Source organism: Actinophytocola sp., from assembly GCF_045807065.1.
GTDB lineage: Bacteria > Actinomycetota > Actinomycetes > Mycobacteriales > Pseudonocardiaceae > Actinophytocola.
The window spans coordinates 1-18,553 of the sequence record NZ_JBJMIE010000725.1; the positions used below are offsets into that span (position 1 = coordinate 1).

Below are 18,553 nucleotides of genomic sequence, written 5' to 3' on the forward strand. Positions count from 1 at the left end.
CTTATAGCGGCGAAGAGCCTGATCCTTGTGAGGGTCAGGTTCTCGTCGTATCTGCGGTGTTTAGCCCGACGAGCTCTCTTCGTCTTGTGCCGACGACGCATGTGCGCCTCCACGGTGACCGGTCAACGACCGGAGACCGGACCTTCCGGCCCCGGGGTGTCCCGGAAGGTCGAGGCGCGCACTGGTACCGTCTAGACAGACTGTACTCAGACAGACCGCCGACACACGAACATGTCATCAAGGGACATGTTCGGGACCTGTCATTGTTGGCCACCTCTCCTATTCGGGGCATACGAAACCTCGTCAGTGCCGGAAACTCGACCCGCCGATGCGCAGGCTTGGCGTAGGTCTACCTCAAAGGTTTCGATGCAGCAAACATGCCTGTGGACTGCCTGGGGACAACTCCGCTGCAAGTATCAACAGCTGTCAACAGCGCTCAAAGAAACCTGCGGATAACTGACGGCAGAACCGTAAACGCGCTGGTAGACCCCTGGGGAAACTTGGGGACGAGGACGAACTCGTAGGCCTCCGAAATTCTTCGGAAGCCCACGAGCAAGTATCAGTCCCTCTCTAGAGGGCACAACACGTTAACCTCGTCCCAGTTCAACCAGATATGCGCCTTTCCCGATGAGCGTTGGCGAGAGTTGAGAGTCGGTCTGCGATGGCCTGGTCGGCCTCGCTGCTGGCGTGCTGGTAGATGATCGCGGCGCGCATGTCGTCGTGACCCATCCGCACCATCAGATCCTTCGTGGACGTGCCGGCCTGTGCTGCCCACGTGTTGCCGGAGTGCCGGAGGTCGTGGAAGTGGACACCCTTGAGCCCGATGGCGGTCACGCTGGCGGTCCACTTCACCCGCTGGTTGAAGTTGGGCCGACGTAGCGCGCCACCCTGTTCTCCGGTGAACACGAGCGCGTCCTGCGCACCACCCACGTACGTCTCCAGGTGAGCCAGGATGTCCGCCCGGATGGCTGCCGGTATCGCCAGCGCGCGGACACCCGCACGTGACTTCGGCGGACCGGCGACCAGCCCGTGAGTCCTCGACTCGACGAACGAGCGGGCGATGCTCACAGAACTCGCGTCCTCCGCGATGTCGCATCGCCGCAGTGCGGTCACCTCACCCCACCGAAGCGAGGCGAACGCAGCCAGCAGGACCATTGCGCGGAACCGTGGCGGCATCCGGTCGGCGAGCTGGAACACCTGCGGCACGGTGAGCACCGACCGCTCTGGCGACTCCTCCTTGTCCGCACCGCGCACCTTGCACGGGTTCCGGGACAGGATCTTGTCTTCATCCACGGCCGTGTTGAGTACGGCGCGCATGAGCCGGTAGCACTTGGCCAACACCAGTTCACTCACACCGGCCGCAAGCCGCTCCGCGCGCCACTGGCGGATAAGCGGCGTCTTGAGCTTGCCCAGCTCGACCTCACCGAGGTACGGAACGATGTGCTTGCGGAGCAACCAGCGGTACAGCTCGACCGTGCGCGTCCGCAGGCCGGGACGCTCCGCGATCCACACGGCGGCGTAGTCGCCGAATTTGATCCGCCCGCGAAGCGGGTCCGTCCATTCGTCCCGCATGATGAGGCTTTCGACGTTGACCAGGTACTTGTCAGCGTCAGTCTCCGTCGCGAAGGTGTTCGGTGCGTTCCGGCGTTTCCCGTCCGGCCCGAGGTAGCTAGCCTGAACCCGCCCAGACGGCAGCGTGCGGACCCACCCGAACCGACGTCGTCCCTTGTTCCTGGCCATTACGCAACTCCCTTCATCGCCCGCCACACGTCGCTGATAGACGCCGGCTCAACCCGGCCAGCGGCCACGAAGGCGTCCAGGTCGGAAACCGCGAACCGCACGAACTTGCCCACCTTGTGGAAGGCCACGCGCCGCTCCGCGACCAGCCGCCGAACGAATCGAACCGACGTGCTCAGGTACTCGGCCGCCTCTGCGACCGACAGATACCGACCGGTCATGTCCTCCTCCTTGGCCGTGAGGTGACGTGTCCTTGTGGGTGTCACTGGAGGTGTCACAGTTGTTCTCCCTGGTCAGAGGGGGTGGAGTGACTGAGTGACAGGTGTGACAGGGGAGGCGTGGTCGCTGTCACTGGCCTGTTCGGGCGGGTAGTACGCGCCGCCTGGTGCAACCCGGACCTGGCCTTTGTCGGCCATTCGGGACAGCGTTTTGCGCACGGTCGGGGCCGGGATGTCGAGCGCTTCGGCGAGTTGGGCGGGTTTGCTGCCGGGGTACTCGCGCACGAGCCGGAGAAGATCCGCGCGGGTCTCGCTCACCTCGTAGTCGGACGCCGGACCGTCCAGTTTGGTCCAAAAGGTGCCGTCGAACGACATGGCGTAGTCGTTCTCCACTACGTCGCGGCCGGTGACGTGCAGGACCCCGTCCGCCTGCCCGCGTGAGCGTTCGAGTACGAGCGTGGCGTCCATGGCACCGGTCAGTCCGTTGGTGCCGGACACGAGGTCTTGCCAGTCCTCGGCGGCCTGCTTGCGGACGTGGTGGATGAGCAGGATGGGTACGCCGTAGTTGTCTGCGATGGTCTTGAACCGGCCTGCGGCGGCGTAGTCCGCGCTGTAGGCGGACACGCCTTGTGGGTTGCGGCCGCGCATCTTCTCGAACGTGTCGATGATGACCAGTCGTGCGCCGGGGTTCTCCTCGATCCACTCGATGATCACGGCGTCTCCGCCGTTGGGCATGGTCGGGCAGGCGGTTTCCAGGGTGAGCAGTGGTGCCGCGCGCCCGCCTGCGGCGAGCATCTGGTGACGTCGGCGTTGCAGGCGTCGGCCGGTGTCCTCCAGTGCGCAGTACAGGACCGGGCCGCGTTCGACCTCGACGCCACCCAGCGCCGGGTCACCGTTGGCGATGGCGGCACCGATCCCGAGCGAGAGCCACGACTTGCCGAGTTTCGGCGCACCCGCCAGAAGGTTCAGGCCCTCGCAGAGCAGGCCGGGCACGGCCCACTTCGGCGCGGGAAACTCCTCCCGCAACAGGACGTCGTCGGTCCATCGGGTCCGCCGTGGCGGTGGTGCCGCTGGGAGAGCGTGCAGCACGCGGGCCGTGTTGGCGTCCATCAGGCCACCTGCCGGGGCCGGGTCGCGCCGTGCCGCAGGCCGGATGCGATGGTGCGCCGGGCCTGGCTTTCGCTGTACGCGCCGACCGCGATGTGTCGACCGGCCGCCGTGAGCAGCACGCGTTCGTGTTCCTGGGCGGACAGTGCGCCACCGGCCACGAGCTGCCCGAGCGCGGTAGCGGCGGCGAACAGGCAGGCGTTGCGCTGGTCATCCGGCGCACCCTCGACACGCGCGCACTCCATCCGCACTGCCGCGTCCAGGTACCGCGACCGTCGCCCCGACCCGATGTGCACCGGGCGGTCCGGTGGCGGTGGTAGCGGCGCGGGCCTCAGCTCGGCGAGCAGCCACGCGGGCAGCAGCGCGGGGTCCTGATCGGACAGACGCTCATACCTGCGGCCGTCCACGATGGAACCGGCCGCGACGACGTACCCGCCGTGCGCGCGGGTGTCGACCTTCCAGCCGAGTTTCCCGGCCGTGTTCCGCAGCCGCTCGCCCTCCGGTGCGCGGTAGTACAGGTGCAGCCCACCGGACGGGGTGGCGACGGTGAACGTGTCACCAGGCACCGGGTGGTTGTGGCGGTCGGCGAGCACCGCGAGCACGTCTTGTCCATCGTGGACGCCGGACATGTCCCATTCTGCGGGCGGTGTCTGGCCGGGCTTTGCCGTGTCCAGGTCCACCACCAGCAGCCCGGACGGGCCGGTCGCCAGACCGATGTTGAACGGCCCGTGCGACCACGCGGCACGGATGCGACCCGGGTCGGTGGTGGCGCGCTGCTCCCACCCGACATGCCCGTCACCGCAGGCTTCAGTGCCAGGGCAGGAGTCGTGCCCGTGTAGCGCGGGCACCTTCGAGCCGGGCCGTAGCGGGAACACGTGCCAACCGCGTGCAGCGGCATCTAGAGCGGCGGCGAGCAGAGCGGCGGTGGTGCTGGTCTGTTCCGTCATGACGGTGCTCCTCGGGTTCAGTGGCGGCGTGCGGCGCGGATGTGGTTGAGCAGGCGGCGTCCGGCGCGGAGCCGCGTGCCAGTGCCTTCGCAGCGGCGGCACACGCGGCGGTTGAAGGCGTAGTCGTGGTGGCAGTGGGTGAAGGGGAAGAGCCAGCAGGCGGTGAGGTAGCCAGCGGTGACGATCACCAGGACCAGCACGGCCCCGATGATCAGCCCAGCGAGGAGGTGACTGTGGGTAGTGATGGTGGGAGCCGTGGTAGCGGCGTAGGAAGGCATGGGTGTCCCCTGAGAGGTGGTTTTCGGGCAGGGTGAGCCAGGGCCGCTACTCGCTACCTGCGAAAATAGGGCCTGGTGAGATCGGGTGTGACGGGTAGCGGGGTGGGGTAGCGGTGCCGCTACCGGTAGCGCGGGTGCCGCTACCCCACCGGTCCGTCAGGACCACCCGCTGGCAGTTACGCTCCGTTGCTTCCGTGTCCGTTGTCGCGCTTGGCGCGGGCGGCTTGGATGTCGTCGGCCTTGGCTCCCTTGAGTACGGAGCCGTCCCACTTGACGTTGACGCTGGGCACGCCGAGCGCCCGGAGTTGGGCGCTGATCGCGTCCGCCGTGAGGTCGGCGTAGTGCTCGGGTGCGTGCTCGATCATGCGCCCGGCCAGGATCTGCCAGGGCAGTCGACCGGAGGTCCCGAACACCGCGTGCGCGTCGGCGAGCACGTCCCGCACCTCACGTGCGATGTCCTCGCCCACGGCCTGGCCGGTGAGTGTGCCGACGCGTTCCCGGTGTGCCCGTGCGGCGATCAGGATCTTTTCGGCGTCGGGGTGGTCGGCTAGGAAGGTGCGCACGGTGGGGGTGTGGTCGGACTGGCCGTAGAGCAGGCCGACGCCGAGGTAGTCCTTGCCCACCGGGAGGGCGGACGCGTCGAACCCTTCGGCGTAGGCGTCACCACCCAGCACGGCTTCGCTGACCAGGCGGTTGCCGCACTTGAGGGCGAAGCGGACGGCGTGGTTGTCGCGGTAGCGGTTGAACAGCCGACCCACGTCCCCCGCACCCACGCCGGAAGGCTTCTGCGAGCTAGACAGGATGACCACCCCGGCCGACGGACCCACCGCCTGGATACGGGACAGCTTGGCCGCGATGTCCTTGTTGACCGCCTGGTCCTCGGTCTCGAAGTAGACCTGGAATTCCTCCATCACCAGCAACAGCACCCGAAGGTCCGGGTAGCGCGGGTCCCGAGCGAGTTCCTCGGTCAGCTTCCCTTCCGGACAGACGGACACCGGCAGGGAGGCAAGAACCTGGTTCACGCGGTCGATGTGGGCCAGGATCTCGTCCAGGACCGCGACCAGGTTTCCGACCGGGTCCGGGTCGTTCGGGTTGGGGTGGGTGCCGATCACGAACCGGTGCGCGACGAGACGGAACTTCATCCAGTCCGGCGAGTTCTTCCCGTCGACCACGATGAGCTTCACGTACGGGTCCAGCGCGGCGTGTAGCGCGAGCAGGCGCGCGGAGAACGTCTTTCCCTTACGTGGCTGGGCGCCCACGAGCACTGACACCCACATGAGCGCCAGCTCGACCAGGTTGCCGCGCTCATCCAGGCCGAACCGCACCGGACGCCAGATGCTGCGCGGTTTGCAGTCCACCAGGTCCGTCGTGCCCGCACGCACCGCCAACGGGTCGCGGTCGGTCACGAACAACGTGTGCCGACGCGAACTCGTCTTGTCCGGGGTGAGGAACACCTGGTTCACGTGAACGTCCAGACCAGACGCGATCTTCTCCCGGACGTTCATGACATCCGACCAGCCCTTGCCGTATGGGAGATCGATGACCACCTGTGAACCCGTGTTCCGCGCGTCCCGCGACATGGGCGAACCGAACTGGACGTGCAGCTCGGGCTTGTTCGGATTCCCGAGACCGGCCGCGTAGTAGGCGCGCAACACGATGTCAGCGTTGAGCTTGCGGAACCGCGGGGCGACCACAGCCGTACCGATCAGGCTGTGCCCAGCCGGACGGCCGTAGTGCGCCAAAGCGCCCGCCACACCGGCAGCGGCCAGCAATAGCCACCCCGTGGGCAGCATCGACAGCGCCACCGGCACCCCGATCCCCAACACCAGGGCCTCAATGCCGAGCACGATCCCGCGCCACGCGCGGGTGGCCTTGACCTGCCGGTGCACCTGCTCCCACTCCATGAGCTGGTTGGTGCGCGCGGCGTGCTGCTCCATCGCGTACGAACCGGGCACCCACCACCACTGAATCTGCTTGCCCGCCACCCGCAACAGACCACGCACGGCGTAGTAAGCGGCCTTCACCATGTACAGCGGCGAGCGGACCGCGTGGAACCCGGCCACGTGCGCGGCCCGGCCACCCGCACGCCGCGCGGTGGCCTTGACGTTCGCGGGCCACCACCACGACCGGCGCGGCCGGGGCGGTGTCCACCGGCACCGAGTCCGCTCGAACTGGTGCAGGGCTCGGAGATTGTGAACCCTGCCGACGTAGCGCGCGGTACAAATCAAGCGCTGTCAGATCTTGGCTATGAACAGGTACGCGCCATCGATGAAATCGAATCGAGAATGTCTCTTCCTGATGAGGCGACACGGTTGGAATTGCCGACGACAGCACCTGTTCTGGTCCATCGGGTGACCGGGTTTACCGCCACTGACCAACCAGTGCGGCACACGTTGAACGTGCTGATCGGTTCGAAGCACGTAGTGCTCTTTGAGCGCCAAAAGACCATGGGGAATTGACTCATGGCAAAGCCGTATGTCATGCGCTTGGCCGAACGTGGCGACCTCGACACAGTCCTGGCACTACTTGACGCACGTATCCGCTGGCTTCGTGCCAGGGGGAGCGACCAGTGGAGCACCGGCAGCACGTTCAGGACTCGGCTCACCAACAACATTGAGCGCGAAGAGACATGGCTACTCGAAGACAACGGCGAAGCCGTCGCTACCATTACCCTGGGGACGGAAGGGGATCCCGATTTCTGGACTCCCGATGAGCTACGGGAACGCGCCCTCTATGTGGGCAAGATGGCGTCCAAAATCGAGCGTCGCGGCGAAGGACTGGGCGCGCTCATGATTCGATGGGTGCAGGATCGCGCCGCGAAGTCGGACCTAGATATCGTGCGCTGGGACGCTTGGCGAACAAATCCTCAATTACAGGACTACTACCGGTCAATCGGTGCAAGATATGTTCGCACTGTAGATGTGGCGGACAGATGGTCCGGTGCGTTGTTTGAAGTGCCAGCGAAAGCAGACGGCACCTTGGCCGAACACGTGGTCACGGTCGGGGCAGACTAGTCACATGTCGGCAGGGTTCCCGTCGGCGTCGCCTGCCGAAGCGCTACAGCCTGCCTCGTGCGCGTCGAGTTCCCGCATGTCAGCGACATAGACGCCGCACCGGTAGCACGAGTGATTAGTTCGGTCCTGCCAGGCCGCAATGGTCTCGCCTTTGCGCCGGAGCATCCACGGGCGCACATGTTGGCCTTTGGGCTGCCGGAACTCATGCGGGTGCACGCTGAGCGGCACGTACGGCTTCGGCTGAAGGTCCACGCTCTGGAGCGTCGGTCGTACCCTGGACGGTGAACAGGGGTTGACCTGTTGACCACGGAGACAGGCAACACCACGGAGAGGTCAACACCAGTGACGTTCGGGGCCAAGGCGCTTGAGCTGATGGAAGCTCGGGGCGTGAGCATGCGCGCCCTGGCCCGCCGTGTGCCGATTGATCCAGGCCACCTGTCGCGCGTGCTCAAGGACGTCAAGCCAGCCAGCGCCGACTTGGCGCGGCGCCTGGACGAGGAACTTGACGCAGACGGAGCGCTGGTCGAACTGGTTGATGAGCGGCTGGCGCAGGCAACCGAGAACGGCCTACAGGTAGATCCGGCCGTCTTGGATCGGGTGACGGACATGCTGGCAGCCACACGGCGGCTTGAGGACGTGTCCAGCGCCGCCACCGTGCTCCCCACCGTCCGCGAGTACCTCAGCATGGTGACCCGGTTCGCCACCATGGCGCGGCCATCGGTACGGCCGGCGGCGGTCGGGTTGGTCAGCGAACTGCACCAGTACGCGGGATGGCTGCACGTGCCAATGCGCCGCTGGTCAGCCGCTGAACGTCTACTCGACCGCGCCACCGTGCTTGGAATGGAAGCCAACGACCCGCAGCGCACAACCACAGCGCTGTCCTTCGCTGCATACACCGCCATGCGGCAAGGCCACACTCGCAAGGCCGCAGCCCTGAGCGAAGCAGCTCGAAGAGACACCAGCGTGCACCCTGGCCTACGCACATACGTCGCCTACCAGGCGGCGGAAATCCTCGCTGGCGACGACCGGAACGCCGCATACAAGCTGCTCAGCGAGGCTGAACGCATGGTCAACCGGCTAGACCCGACCGAACTCACCGAACACACCTACTGGTACACACCAGCGTTCTTCCGGGGCACCCATGCCTTCGTCCTGGCCAAGCTAGGCGAGCGTGAGCGCGCCAAAGAGGTGATGGCCGAATCGCTCGCCAACCTGCCGGACGAGTGGCGAACCTCCGAATGGGCCGAACGTCGCCGGGCGTTCCTCGCTGCGTGAGGTACCTGTCGCGGCTGTCACACCTGTCACTCTGTCACTCCAGGGTTGTTGACCTGCGCAAACAGGTGTTACAGATGAGTGACACCAGAACTCCGTGCAGTCCTCCCACTCTCTCTTCCTGTCACCGCGTCACTCGGCCAAAGAGGCTGGACCATCAGCAACGGGGGATCCGAGGGTTTCCTCCGAGACGCGCCGCGAACTGCTCGGAGGATGGACGCTAGAACGGCCGTAGGCGGGCGGACACAACCAGGGTGAGGTGGATACACACACGACCGGCAGAGACGCTCTCAGCCCTTCTCTGCCGATGGTCCAGCCGTGGTTTCCCCCTCCCGTAGCGTGCTGTCCGCGTGCTACAGACATAGGTCACCAATGGTCAACAACGGCTACATGATGCGTCACTCAACCGCAGGTCAGAGCGCCTACCAGGGCCGTGCGGGCATATTCCCAAGCTGAGAACGCGGGTTCGATTCCCGTCATCCGCTCAACCCAGAACCCCCAGGTCACGGGATATCCAACCCCGGACCCTGGGGGTTCGTCGTATCTAGGTGTACGCGGACCTTCTTGCAGACCTCGACAGCGGCGAGCTGCCACCCGGCACTCGTCTCCCATCGGAACAAGCCCTGGCCGATGACGTGTACGGCGTGAGTCGGCCGACCGTGCGCCGGGCCATCGCCGCCCTGGTCGAACAGGGTCGACTCAAGGTTGCGCACGGTCGCGGCACCTACGTGGCGACACCTGAAGCCACCGGCTAGGACAGCGACAGAGCAACAGGTGCCCGCCGCAGATGCGAGACGGCCGCACACAACTGCTCGTCAGTACGCTCCCACCATGACGGGGCACGACCGTATCGACCACATCCCGTACATCCAGGCTGTTGTCGGCGAGCTGGAAGCTTTGGGCATCAACACAGGCGCGCTCATCAACGGGGCATCCTCGGACTCGTCCAAGCGTGCCACCTCGGTCGTCATTCTCAACTGGGACGCCTGGCCCTGGCGTGAGTGGGACGACATCCATGCCGAGGTGATGTGGGACGAGGAGTGCGGCTGGACCGTGCACAAGGTCGCCGAACCCGAGAACCACGGCGTGACACATCGTCGCTGGATCCTCGGCCCCGAACTGGTTCCCGATCCGACCGAAGTCGCGTTGCGCGTCGAGGCGATTGTCAACGGCGGGAATGGCGGCCACCACGCTGAGCCGCAACGACGTAACGCCGCCAACCACAGTCCGCGGCTCGAAATGGCCCTGGCGTACTACCTTCCGACCCGGTGAGTGGTCGCCGGTCACATGCCAAGAGTGACAGTGCCCGCCGCAGGTGTCACCTCAACCACGCTGAACCATCTTTGGCAGAGGGCACCAAGTGGCCCCTGACGGCTCACACCTCGCCAGGAACGTAGTTGCTGACGCGCAGCCGATCAGCGCCGAGAACGCGCGCCAGGATCGCCGTAGACGACCGATCCACAACAGGCCGGTGGGATTGCATGAAGATGGTCCAGCCTCGTGCTGTAGAGGGCGGTCCACAACGGTCAACAACGGCTAGCCCTGCCCGCGCGTAACCGCAGGTCAGAACGCCTTTCTGGCATATTAGGCTCCCAACTGCTCCTGGCTATCGCTTGGCCGAGGAGGGCCTCGTCGTGCGTGCGGAGTGGTCGGGAATGATCTGACCGGCGACCTCGGGGGCGACAAGGCGGGTTGGGGGACCGAGCAGGAAGGTGTGCCGTGCTCTCAGCGCTTGCGAGGTGGTGCGGGCGCCACCGCAAACTGGTGGTGGTGTTGTGGGTGTTGCTCGCCGCGGGCTTGTTGGCCGGGGCGCGCCTGGTCGACGGCAGCACGGTCGACGACGTGGTGGTGCCGGGCAGCGACAGCGAGGCCGCCAACGCGTTGCTGTCCGAGGCGGACATGTTCGGCCAGCAGAGTTCCCAGCTGGTGCTGACCGCACCGCGGGACCAGCACGTCGACGCGGCGGAACTGCGGACCGCGGTGCAGAACACGGTCCACGCGGTGTCGGCGGTGCCGGGTGTTGGCACGGTGCCCGAGCGGGTCGAGGCGAGTCCGGACCGGACCGCCGTGCGGTTCAGCGTGCCGCTCGACGCGGGGGTCACTGCTGACAAGGCGCTGGCGCAGCGGGTGCTGGACGCGGCGGAACCGGCCCGTTCGGCGGGTATGACTGTCGCGCTCGGTGGTGCGCTCGGGCGGCAGCTGTCCGCGTTGAACTCCCGGCCCAGCGAGATCATCGGCATCATCGCCGCGCTGGTGGTGTTGCTGCTGGCGTTCGGTTCGGCCGTCGCGGCGTTGCTTCCGGTCGTCACCGCGCTGCTCGTGGTCGTCGGTGGGCTGGCCGGGCTGGACATGCTGAAGAGTGCGGTGAGCATTCCCGACGTCGCGCCGACGCTGGCCGCGATGATCGGGCTCGGGGTCGGTGTGGACTACACGCTGTTCCTGGTCAGCAGGCAGCGCAGGCTGCTCGCCACCGGGTTGCCCGTGTCGGAGGCCGTGGGCCGGACCGCGCGGTCGGCGGGCACGGCGGTGGTGTTCGCCGGTGCCACCGTGGTCGTGGCGATCAGCGGGTTGATGCTGACCGGCGTCGATTTCGTGTCCTGGCTGGGCTGGAGCAGCGCGTTGCTGGTGGCCGGCGCGGTGCTGTCCGCCGTCACTCTGACTCCCGCGATGCTGGCCATGGCGGGCGAGCGGCTCAGTCGTGGCCGTCCGGCGGCGGCCGTCGACGAGGCTCTGGACGGGAGCGTGTGGGGCCGGTTCGCGTCGTGGTCGGCCCGCCGCCCCGTAGCGGTCGCGGTTGCCAGCGCGGTTGTGTTGCTCGGGCTCGGCGCGCCGACACTCGCGTTGCGGCTCGGGCAGTCCGACGCCGGCGACCGCGGCACGGACCAGCAGACCGTGCTGCACTACAGGGCCACCGCGGCGGCGTGGGGACCCGGAGAGACCGGCCCGCTCAGCGTGGTGCTGACCGACCCGGCCCAGGCGGCGGCCGCCGCGGCCACGTTGCGCGGGACCAGGGGCGTCGCGTCGGTGTCGCCGCCGCGTCCGCTGCCCTCCGGGGCGGTGTCACTGCGGGTGGTCCCGACCACGGCGCCCTCCGACCCCACCACCGACGACCTCGTCGAACGGCTGCGCGACGAGGTGTTGCCGAGGTTCGGCGAGGCTCACGTCGGTGGCGGCACCGCTACCCGCATCGACCTGGCGAACCGCATCACTGGTCGCTTGCCGTGGCTCATCCTGGCTGTCATCGGCGTGGCCTGCGTGCTGTTGCTGCTGGCGTTCCGGTCGGTGCTGCTGCCGGTCAAGGCGGCGCTGATGAACATCTTGTCGGTGTGCGCGGCGTACGGCGTGGTCACGGCGGTGTTCCAGTGGGGCTGGGGAGCGGGTCTGCTCGGCCTCGACGGGCCGGTGCCGATCGACAGCTACGTGCCCATGGTGCTGTTCGCCGTGCTGTTCGGACTGTCCATGGACTACGAGGTGTTCCTGCTGTCCGCGATCCAGGAACACTGGACCCGCACCGGGGACAACCACGTCGCCGTGCGCCGCGGCCTCGCCGAGACCGGCGGCGTGATCACCTCCGCCGCCCTGATCATGGTGTGCGTCTTCGCCAGCTTCGTCCTGGTGGACAACCCAACGGTGAAGATCTTCGGCCTCGGCCTGGCCACCGCCATCATCGTCGACGCCACCATCGTCCGCTGCCTGCTCGTGCCGGCCACCATGGTCCTGCTGGGCCGCTGGAACTGGTGGCTCCCGCGCTGGCTCGACCGGCTGCTCCCACACATGCTCGACCACCGCGCTCCCGTGCCCGAGCTCGAAACCCGAGCCGTCGCGACAGCGGCCACCGAGAACTGATCGTCACCGTGCGGTACATGCGACAGCGGCTCAAACAGCCGGCGCCCCAGGCCGAAGTCTTCTGCTTCAGCCCGGGACTTCCGTCGCGTCCTGGTCGTCCTCCCCGCCGGGAGATGTCATGTCCGATGCGTGGGGCAGCGGCGATGGCACGGTCGTCGGAGGCAGTTCGTTCGACGTGCCCATCAGGTCCAATGTCGTGGAAAAGATGGAACCCGCGGTGGCGAAGAAGAGGGCCGAGGGGTCGGTAGTCGGGGGGACCGAGGTCGAATCGCTGGGCGTCACGGTACTCGATGAAGGCGCCGGAGTTGATGAGGGGATTTCCGGCGTGGTTGACTGACTGGTTGTAGTGGTGGTGGTTGTCGATGTTATCGGCTCTGATGTCTGGTCCGTTGATGTCTGTTCTTCGGTAGCGGGCGCTGCCGCGGTTTCGTGCGTCGGGGCCGCTTCATCCTCGATCGTCTTGGTTAATTGTTCCAATGGTTGTGGCTCGTGAATGAAATTCTCTCCCGGCGCGAAGTTGTCCGACTGAGAAGAACCACCGTTAATTATCCCCGCGACAAGCCCTGCGACGACAGTCAGAAACGCGGCGGCCGCCTTGGCCCCGCGAGAAGCACTGCTCTCTTCCGGCGGACTGACCTGGGGGAACCGAGTGCCCAACGCGGTGAAATTCGAGTTGCCCCCGACGTTGACGACGAGATTGATACTCGCGTCGTCGTCATCCTCTTTCGCATGCCGCGCCATGAGACCCCTTTCGTAGCGCTGGCTGTGGTTGGCGGGACTGTACTCGATCAGCTCACTCCTCCATCCAGGGGAGTGGCATAAAGTTGAACTCTCCGTGAAACAACTTCAGGTCGATGTATTACCCGATCGTGTACACACTTTCGGATGATTTATATTGCTTTCGGTAACAGTTCCGCAGCTGACGAACCCGTTTAACCCGTTCTCGCGATCACCAAGAGTATGATCGACTCGAGCACTCGATTACTGGGGAGGTTCTTACATGGGATCTGTACGTTCCAATGGTTTTCGTCCGGTTGGGGTTGACGGGGCTTATGCCGCGTTCCCGAGCGTGTGCCGGTTCGCTAGTGGGCAGTTACGACTCGTGTGGCGACAGGGGTCCGACCACGTGAACGCCCGTGACGGCCGGGTCTACACCGCCACGTCCACGGACAACGGGCGCACGTGGAGTGCTGCCACCGTCGCGGTCACCGACGCCGCCGGGATCGACCTCCGGGACCCCTGCGTCTCGACCGCCGGCGGCACCACCTGGCTCACCTACTTCAAGGGCACCTCGGCACTGGCCGCCGCCGGGTGCTTCCTGCGGATCTCCACGGACGACGGCGTGACCTGGGGCAGTGAGGTCCGCATCGACGGTCAGCCCTACGCGGCCATCAGCGCGCCGGTCATCCAGGTCGGGACGAACCTGCTCGCGACCTTCTACGGCAGGGCCTCCGGCGACACCTTCGACTCCTCCTGGCTCGCCACCTCGACCGACGGCGGCGCCACCTGGACCTCGGCCCGCGTCGCCAACGGGCAGGCCGACGGGCGGCACTACCAGGAGCCGTGGCTCGTCGCCCGTAGTACCGAGGTCTGGATGTTCTTCCGGTACGGCAACCAGGTCGCCATCGGGGCGTCCGTGTCCACCAACAGTGGCAGCAGCTGGTCCGCGCCGACCCAGCTCTTCGACGACGCCACCGGGCGACCCGCCGCGGCCTGGCTCAGCACCGGGACCATGGCTGTCGTCGCGCGGCGGATCTCGGACAAGCAGGCCGTTGTGCGCAGCCGGAACGCCGGGGCGGCTCAGACCGCCTGGCTGCCCCCGCGGCCCACGATGGTGCAGCCGGCGTCCGGGCCCGTCGGGATGACGTACGCGCATCCGCTGGAGATCCCAGGGGGCGTGATCTGCCCGCTCGGCATCGAGACGAGCACCAGCGTGTCGCGCATCCACATCGGGTGGCTGGCCGACGACGGCGGTGTCTCCCTGCTCGGCGACCTCATCCCCGACGACCGGACCGCGGTCGCGACCGATGTCGACCAGCTGTTGTTCGCGGAGGGGTTTTCGCAGGCCAACGGGGTACTGCGGGCGCCATGGGTGGTTGGCGCGGGCGGAGTTCAGGCCAGCAACGGGTGTGCCGTGTCGACCGCCGTCGACAACGTGCCCGACCTCGCCTGGGTCGACCTCGCGACCGCGGACGCGGACGTCGAGGCCGACTTCTGGTACACCGGGCAGGCCGGGTTCGGCATCATCGGGCGGGTCGTCAGTGCGAACACCTACCTGCTGCTCACGGTGGAGACCGGCGGCACGGCACTGCGGATCTACAAGGTCGTTTCTGGCACGGCGACGCAGCTGGCCGTAGTTACCGGCACCACGATGCGTGACTCGGCGTGGGGGCGGCTGCGGATGTTCCTGCGCGGCAACACGATCCAGGGCTACCTCAACGGCTGGCCTCTCGTCGGCTATGAACTGAGCGGTACCGACGCGACCACGTTCGCCGGGCAGGCCAGGCACGGCATCAAGCTGAACCCCGCGGGCACGGGTGTGCACCGCTGCCGCCGGTTCGTCGCGAAGAGCTAACGCTCCATCCGCTCGCGCATGGCGGGGAGGGCGTACTCGCGCACGGTCATCAGGACCTCGTGCGCCAGGGCCTTGAACGGGCGGCCGACCTCGAGCTCCCACCACAGCTCACCGATGGGGAAGCCGCCCACCGCCACCACCGAGCCGATCGGCGCCTGCCAGCCCATCCACTGCGCCTTCGCCGCCTCGCTCGCCGGGTAGTACGGGCGGACCCGCAGCTGCTCGGTCCACTCGTCGCGGGACATCACGCCGATGTGCAGGGTGAACCGCACCGTGCGGTCCGTGTACGACCGGGCCTGCTCGACCGCGATCTCGCCCCAGTGCTTGGGGCTCTCGATGCGGAAGCGCCTGCCGACCCCGAAGAATCCGAGCGCGCGAAGACCCGGGGCCAGGTTCGTGTCGACCATGAACCTGAACCAGTCTTGGGCGTTGCGCTCGATCTCAGACTCCACAGTGCCACTAAGAGTAGCCCCGTAATCCCATGGAGTGCTAAGCGTTCGCTATCCCGTGTGGATGTTGTGTCCTACGCGTCACGGTCCACAGGTGGCGTCGTCCCAGTTCGGACAAGGCCAGCCCTGGAGGGACGGGATGCCACCACGCATGACCCAGCGCCCGGCGAACGCCGCCGTCGGTGTCGCACTCATCGACGGCATCCCGCTCGTCCGCGAAGGCCTCTCCGCGCTCGTGCACCGCACGCCCGGGCTGCGTTGGGTGGGCGCGGCCGAGACTCCGTCGATCGGCCTGCGGATGTGCGCGAAGCTCCGACCGGACGTGGTCGTCCTGGACGCCGGCCTCGACCCGCGTGGGCAGCTGGGCCGGATGATGTCCGACACCTACGGCATCGTGCTCATGGTCGACGAGACGCACGTGTCGAACCAATACATCACGAACGCCATCAGCGGCGGTGTGCGCGGGATCATCCGGCGGGCCGCGCAGCCGGGACAACTGGTGCAGGCCATCCAATCCGTGCACACCGAGGGGCAGTACGTGGACGCCACGCTGATCGCCAACCTCGACACACCGGTGGTCCGTCCGCGCCGCCCGAACAGTCCCGGGCCGCCGCTCTCGCAGCGCGAGCACGAGGTGCTGCGGCTCATCGCGGACGGGTTGGAGAACCAGGCGATCGCGAACGTCCTGTTCGTGTCCGTCGAGACGGTCCGGACGCACGTCAAGAGCATCCTGCGCAAGCTGGCGTCCCGGGACCGCACGCATGCCGTCGCGGTGGCGTTCCGATCCGGGGTGCTGACCATCGACGACGAGTCCGTACCTCGTTCGCGGACCGGCGAGGAGTGGACGTGAGGAGCTCCACACTGGCCCTGACCTGCACTGGAGCACCTACTCGACCCACCTCCTTGCCGGGCTCTACTCGCAGGTAATACCCTGATGTTACCGACGGGTAGCGTTCGCGGAACCGCGAAGATCCAAGGGGAGCCACCACATGGGCCACTACAAGAGCAACGTCCGCGACCTCGAGTTCAACCTCTTCGAGGTGTTCAAGATCCAGGAGAGGCTCGGGAAGGGCGTCCTCGCGGAGTCCGACGAGGAGACCGCGCGTGGCGTGCTCGCCGAGCTGAACCGGCTCGCGACGGGCCCGCTGGCGGAGTCGTTCGTGGACGCGGACCGCAACCCGCCGACCTACGACCCGAAGACGTTCTCGGCGAAGCTGCCCGAGTCGTTCAAGCAGTCCTACCAGCTGATGTGGGACGGCGAGTGGTGGCGCGTGGGCCTGCGGGACGAGCTCGGCGGCCTCGGTCTGCCGCCGACCGTGCAGTGGTCCGCGGCGGAGCTGATGCTTGGCGCGAACCCGCCACTGTTCATGTACATGGCCGGCCCGAACATGGCGCAGGTGCTGTACCGCAACGGCACCGACGAGCAGAAGCACTGGGCCGAGATCATGCTCGAGCGCGGCTGGGGCGCCACGATGGTACTGACCGAGCCGGACGCGGGCTCGGACGTCGGCGCGGGCCGCACGAAGGCCGTCAAGCAGGAGGACGGCTCCTGGCACATCGACGGCGTCAAGCGATTCATCACATCGGGTGAACATGACCTGACCGAGAACATCATCCACCTGGTGCTGGCGCGGCCGGAGGGTCACGGCCCGGGCACCAAGGGCCTGTCGCTGTTCGTGGTGCCGAAGTTCCTGTTCGACAGCCAGACCGGTGAACTGGGCGAGCGCAACGGCGCCTTCGTGACGAACATCGAGCACAAGATGGGCATCAAGGCGTCCACGACGTGCGAGCTGTCGCTCGGCCAGCACGACACGCCCGCGAAGGGCTGGCTGGTCGGCGAGGTGCACAACGGCATCGCGCAGATGTTCCAGGTCATCGAGTACGCCCGGATGATGGTCGGCACGAAGGCCATCGCGACGCTGTCCACCGGTTACCTGAACGCGCTGGAGTACGCCAAGGAGCGCGTGCAGGGCGCGGACCTGACGCAGATGCTGGACAAGACCGCCCCGCGCGTGACCATCACCCGGCACCCGGACGTGCGCCGCAGCCTGATGCTGCAGAAGGCGTACGCGGAGGGCCTGCGGGCCGTGTACCTGTACACGGCGACGTTCCAGGACCAGGTGTGGACCGGCGAGGGTGACGTGGAGTCACAGAAGCTGGCCGAACGGGTGAACGACCTGCTGCTCCCGATCGTCAAGGGCGTGGGTTCGGAGCGGGCGTACGAGCAGCTGGCCCAGTCGCTGCAGACGCTGGGTGGTTCCGGCTTCCTGCAGGACTACCCGATCGAGCAGTACATCCGCGACTCGAAGATCGACTCCCTGTACGAGGGCACGACCGCCATCCAGTCGATGGACTTCTTCTTCCGCAAGATCGTCCGCGACAAGGGCGTGGCGCTGACCCACGTGGCCGGCGAGATCACGAGGTTCATCGAGTCCGAGGCCGGCAACGGCCGGCTGAAGGAGGCGCGGCAGCTGCTCAAGCAGGCCCTGGAGGACGTGCAGGGCATGCTGGGCGCGCTGATCGGCTACCTGACGGCGTCGCAGAACGAGCCGGAGAGCGTGTACAAGGTCGGCCAGCACAGCGTGCGCCTGCTGATGGCGGTCGGTGACCTGCTGATCGGGTGGCTGCTGCAGCGCCAGGCGGAGATCGCGCTGGCCCGCCTGGACGAGGGCGCCACCACCAAGGACAAGGCGTTCTACGAGGGCAAGGTCGCCGTGGCGACGTTCTTCGCCCGCAACGTGCTGCCCGAACTGTCAGCCGGCCGCAAGATCGTCGAGGCGGCGGACAACTCCCTGATGGAACTGGACGAAACGGCGTTCTGAGACATCGAGGCGACAGTGGCCGCGAGTGTTCCGCGGCCACTGTCATGTCGCAACTCGATCACGGTTGAAATCCGAGGTGTGACAACGCCCGATGAGTGGTACCTCAGAGCCACCAACTGGTTCAGCTGAGGAGCGATTATGTGGTCAGTCGGCGCAATCATCGGCCTGCTTATCGCCGGTATCGTCTTGGGTGTGCTGGGTCGGCTCCTTGCCCCCGGTAGCCAGAAGATCCCGTTCTGGTTGACGATCCTGGCCGGCATCGTCGGCGCACTGGTCGGCAACCTGATC

Annotated in this window: 17 protein-coding genes; 9 read left to right on the forward strand and 8 right to left on the reverse strand. The window is 66.8% G+C overall.

The annotated features are described in order from the left end of the window. Positions 1 to 603 precede the first annotated feature (603 nt). From ACJ73U_RS42675 to ACJ73U_RS42700, 6 genes are all read right to left on the reverse strand, one after another. On the reverse strand, positions 604 to 1,572 hold the full coding sequence (locus ACJ73U_RS42675) for a tyrosine-type recombinase/integrase (RefSeq protein ID WP_407783491.1): 969 nt from the start codon (positions 1,570 to 1,572) through the stop codon (positions 604 to 606). 167 nt (positions 1,573 to 1,739) lie between these two features. Next, on the reverse strand, positions 1,740 to 1,958 hold the full coding sequence (locus ACJ73U_RS42680) for a helix-turn-helix domain-containing protein (protein ID WP_407783492.1): 219 nt from the start codon (positions 1,956 to 1,958) through the stop codon (positions 1,740 to 1,742). Between the two features lie 72 nt (positions 1,959 to 2,030). Then, positions 2,031 to 3,065, reverse strand: a complete 1,035-nt coding sequence (locus ACJ73U_RS42685) for an AAA family ATPase (RefSeq protein WP_407783493.1) — start codon at positions 3,063 to 3,065, stop codon at positions 2,031 to 2,033. Beyond that, positions 3,065 to 4,009 (reverse strand): bifunctional DNA primase/polymerase, encoded by a 945-nt coding sequence (locus ACJ73U_RS42690; protein WP_407783494.1) that lies wholly within the window; start codon positions 4,007 to 4,009, stop codon positions 3,065 to 3,067. The genes ACJ73U_RS42685 and ACJ73U_RS42690 overlap by 1 nt, the downstream gene beginning before the upstream one ends. Before the next feature lie 17 nt (positions 4,010 to 4,026). Beyond that, positions 4,027 to 4,209, reverse strand: a complete 183-nt coding sequence (locus ACJ73U_RS42695) for a hypothetical protein (protein WP_407783495.1) — start codon at positions 4,207 to 4,209, stop codon at positions 4,027 to 4,029. A gap of 254 nt (positions 4,210 to 4,463) precedes the next feature. Further along, the gene (locus ACJ73U_RS42700; RefSeq protein ID WP_407783496.1) at positions 4,464 to 6,350 is read right to left on the reverse strand and encodes a hypothetical protein; all 1,887 of its coding nucleotides are present in this window, start codon (positions 6,348 to 6,350) and stop codon (positions 4,464 to 4,466) included. Between the two features lie 111 nt (positions 6,351 to 6,461). On the opposite strand from ACJ73U_RS42700, the gene ACJ73U_RS42705 reads away from it, so the two are divergent. From ACJ73U_RS42705 to ACJ73U_RS42730, 6 genes are all read left to right on the forward strand, one after another. Next, positions 6,462 to 6,746: a UTRA domain-containing protein gene (locus ACJ73U_RS42705; protein ID WP_407783497.1), complete on the forward strand. Its 285-nt coding sequence runs from the start codon at positions 6,462 to 6,464 to the stop codon at positions 6,744 to 6,746. 3 nt (positions 6,747 to 6,749) lie between these two features. Then, entirely contained in the window at positions 6,750 to 7,301 is a 552-nt protein-coding gene (locus ACJ73U_RS42710; RefSeq protein ID WP_407783498.1) for a GNAT family N-acetyltransferase, read from the forward strand. A gap of 342 nt (positions 7,302 to 7,643) precedes the next feature. After that, positions 7,644 to 8,576 (forward strand): helix-turn-helix domain-containing protein, encoded by a 933-nt coding sequence (locus ACJ73U_RS42715; protein WP_407783499.1) that lies wholly within the window; start codon positions 7,644 to 7,646, stop codon positions 8,574 to 8,576. A 545-nt stretch (positions 8,577 to 9,121) separates the two neighbouring features. Beyond that, positions 9,122 to 9,328, forward strand: a complete 207-nt coding sequence (locus tag ACJ73U_RS42720; protein WP_407783500.1) for a GntR family transcriptional regulator — start codon at positions 9,122 to 9,124, stop codon at positions 9,326 to 9,328. Between the two features lie 76 nt (positions 9,329 to 9,404). Next, positions 9,405 to 9,845 carry a DUF6292 family protein gene (locus ACJ73U_RS42725; RefSeq protein ID WP_407783501.1) on the forward strand — a complete coding sequence of 147 codons (441 nt, stop codon included), beginning with the start codon at positions 9,405 to 9,407 and terminating at the stop codon, positions 9,843 to 9,845. Between the two features lie 447 nt (positions 9,846 to 10,292). Continuing rightward, positions 10,293 to 12,419 (forward strand): MMPL family transporter, encoded by a 2,127-nt coding sequence (locus ACJ73U_RS42730; RefSeq protein ID WP_407783502.1) that lies wholly within the window; start codon positions 10,293 to 10,295, stop codon positions 12,417 to 12,419. Between the two features lie 66 nt (positions 12,420 to 12,485). On the opposite strand, the gene ACJ73U_RS42735 is transcribed toward ACJ73U_RS42730, so the two are convergent. Beyond that, positions 12,486 to 13,160 carry a hypothetical protein gene (locus ACJ73U_RS42735; RefSeq protein WP_407783503.1) on the reverse strand — a complete coding sequence of 225 codons (675 nt, stop codon included), beginning with the start codon at positions 13,158 to 13,160 and terminating at the stop codon, positions 12,486 to 12,488. Positions 13,161 to 13,419: 259 nt separating this feature from the next. Here ACJ73U_RS42735 and ACJ73U_RS42740 point away from each other — a divergent pair, with 259 nt between their 5' ends. Further along, complete coding sequence (locus ACJ73U_RS42740; RefSeq protein ID WP_407783504.1) at positions 13,420 to 14,994, forward strand: exo-alpha-sialidase; 1,575 nt, start codon at positions 13,420 to 13,422, stop codon at positions 14,992 to 14,994. Here ACJ73U_RS42740 and ACJ73U_RS42745 read toward each other — a convergent pair. Then, entirely contained in the window at positions 14,991 to 15,446 is a 456-nt protein-coding gene (locus tag ACJ73U_RS42745; RefSeq protein ID WP_407783505.1) for a DUF4304 domain-containing protein, read from the reverse strand. The two genes, ACJ73U_RS42740 and ACJ73U_RS42745, sit on opposite strands and share 4 nt — an antisense overlap. 136 nt (positions 15,447 to 15,582) lie before the next feature. Between ACJ73U_RS42745 and ACJ73U_RS42750 the strand changes: the two genes are divergently transcribed. Together ACJ73U_RS42750 and ACJ73U_RS42755 are read left to right on the forward strand one after the other, a co-directional pair. Next, positions 15,583 to 16,293, forward strand: a complete 711-nt coding sequence (locus ACJ73U_RS42750) for a response regulator transcription factor (protein ID WP_407783506.1) — start codon at positions 15,583 to 15,585, stop codon at positions 16,291 to 16,293. 139 nt (positions 16,294 to 16,432) lie between these two features. Beyond that, complete coding sequence (locus ACJ73U_RS42755; protein WP_407783507.1) at positions 16,433 to 18,265, forward strand: acyl-CoA dehydrogenase; 1,833 nt, start codon at positions 16,433 to 16,435, stop codon at positions 18,263 to 18,265. Positions 18,266 to 18,553 lie beyond the last annotated feature (288 nt).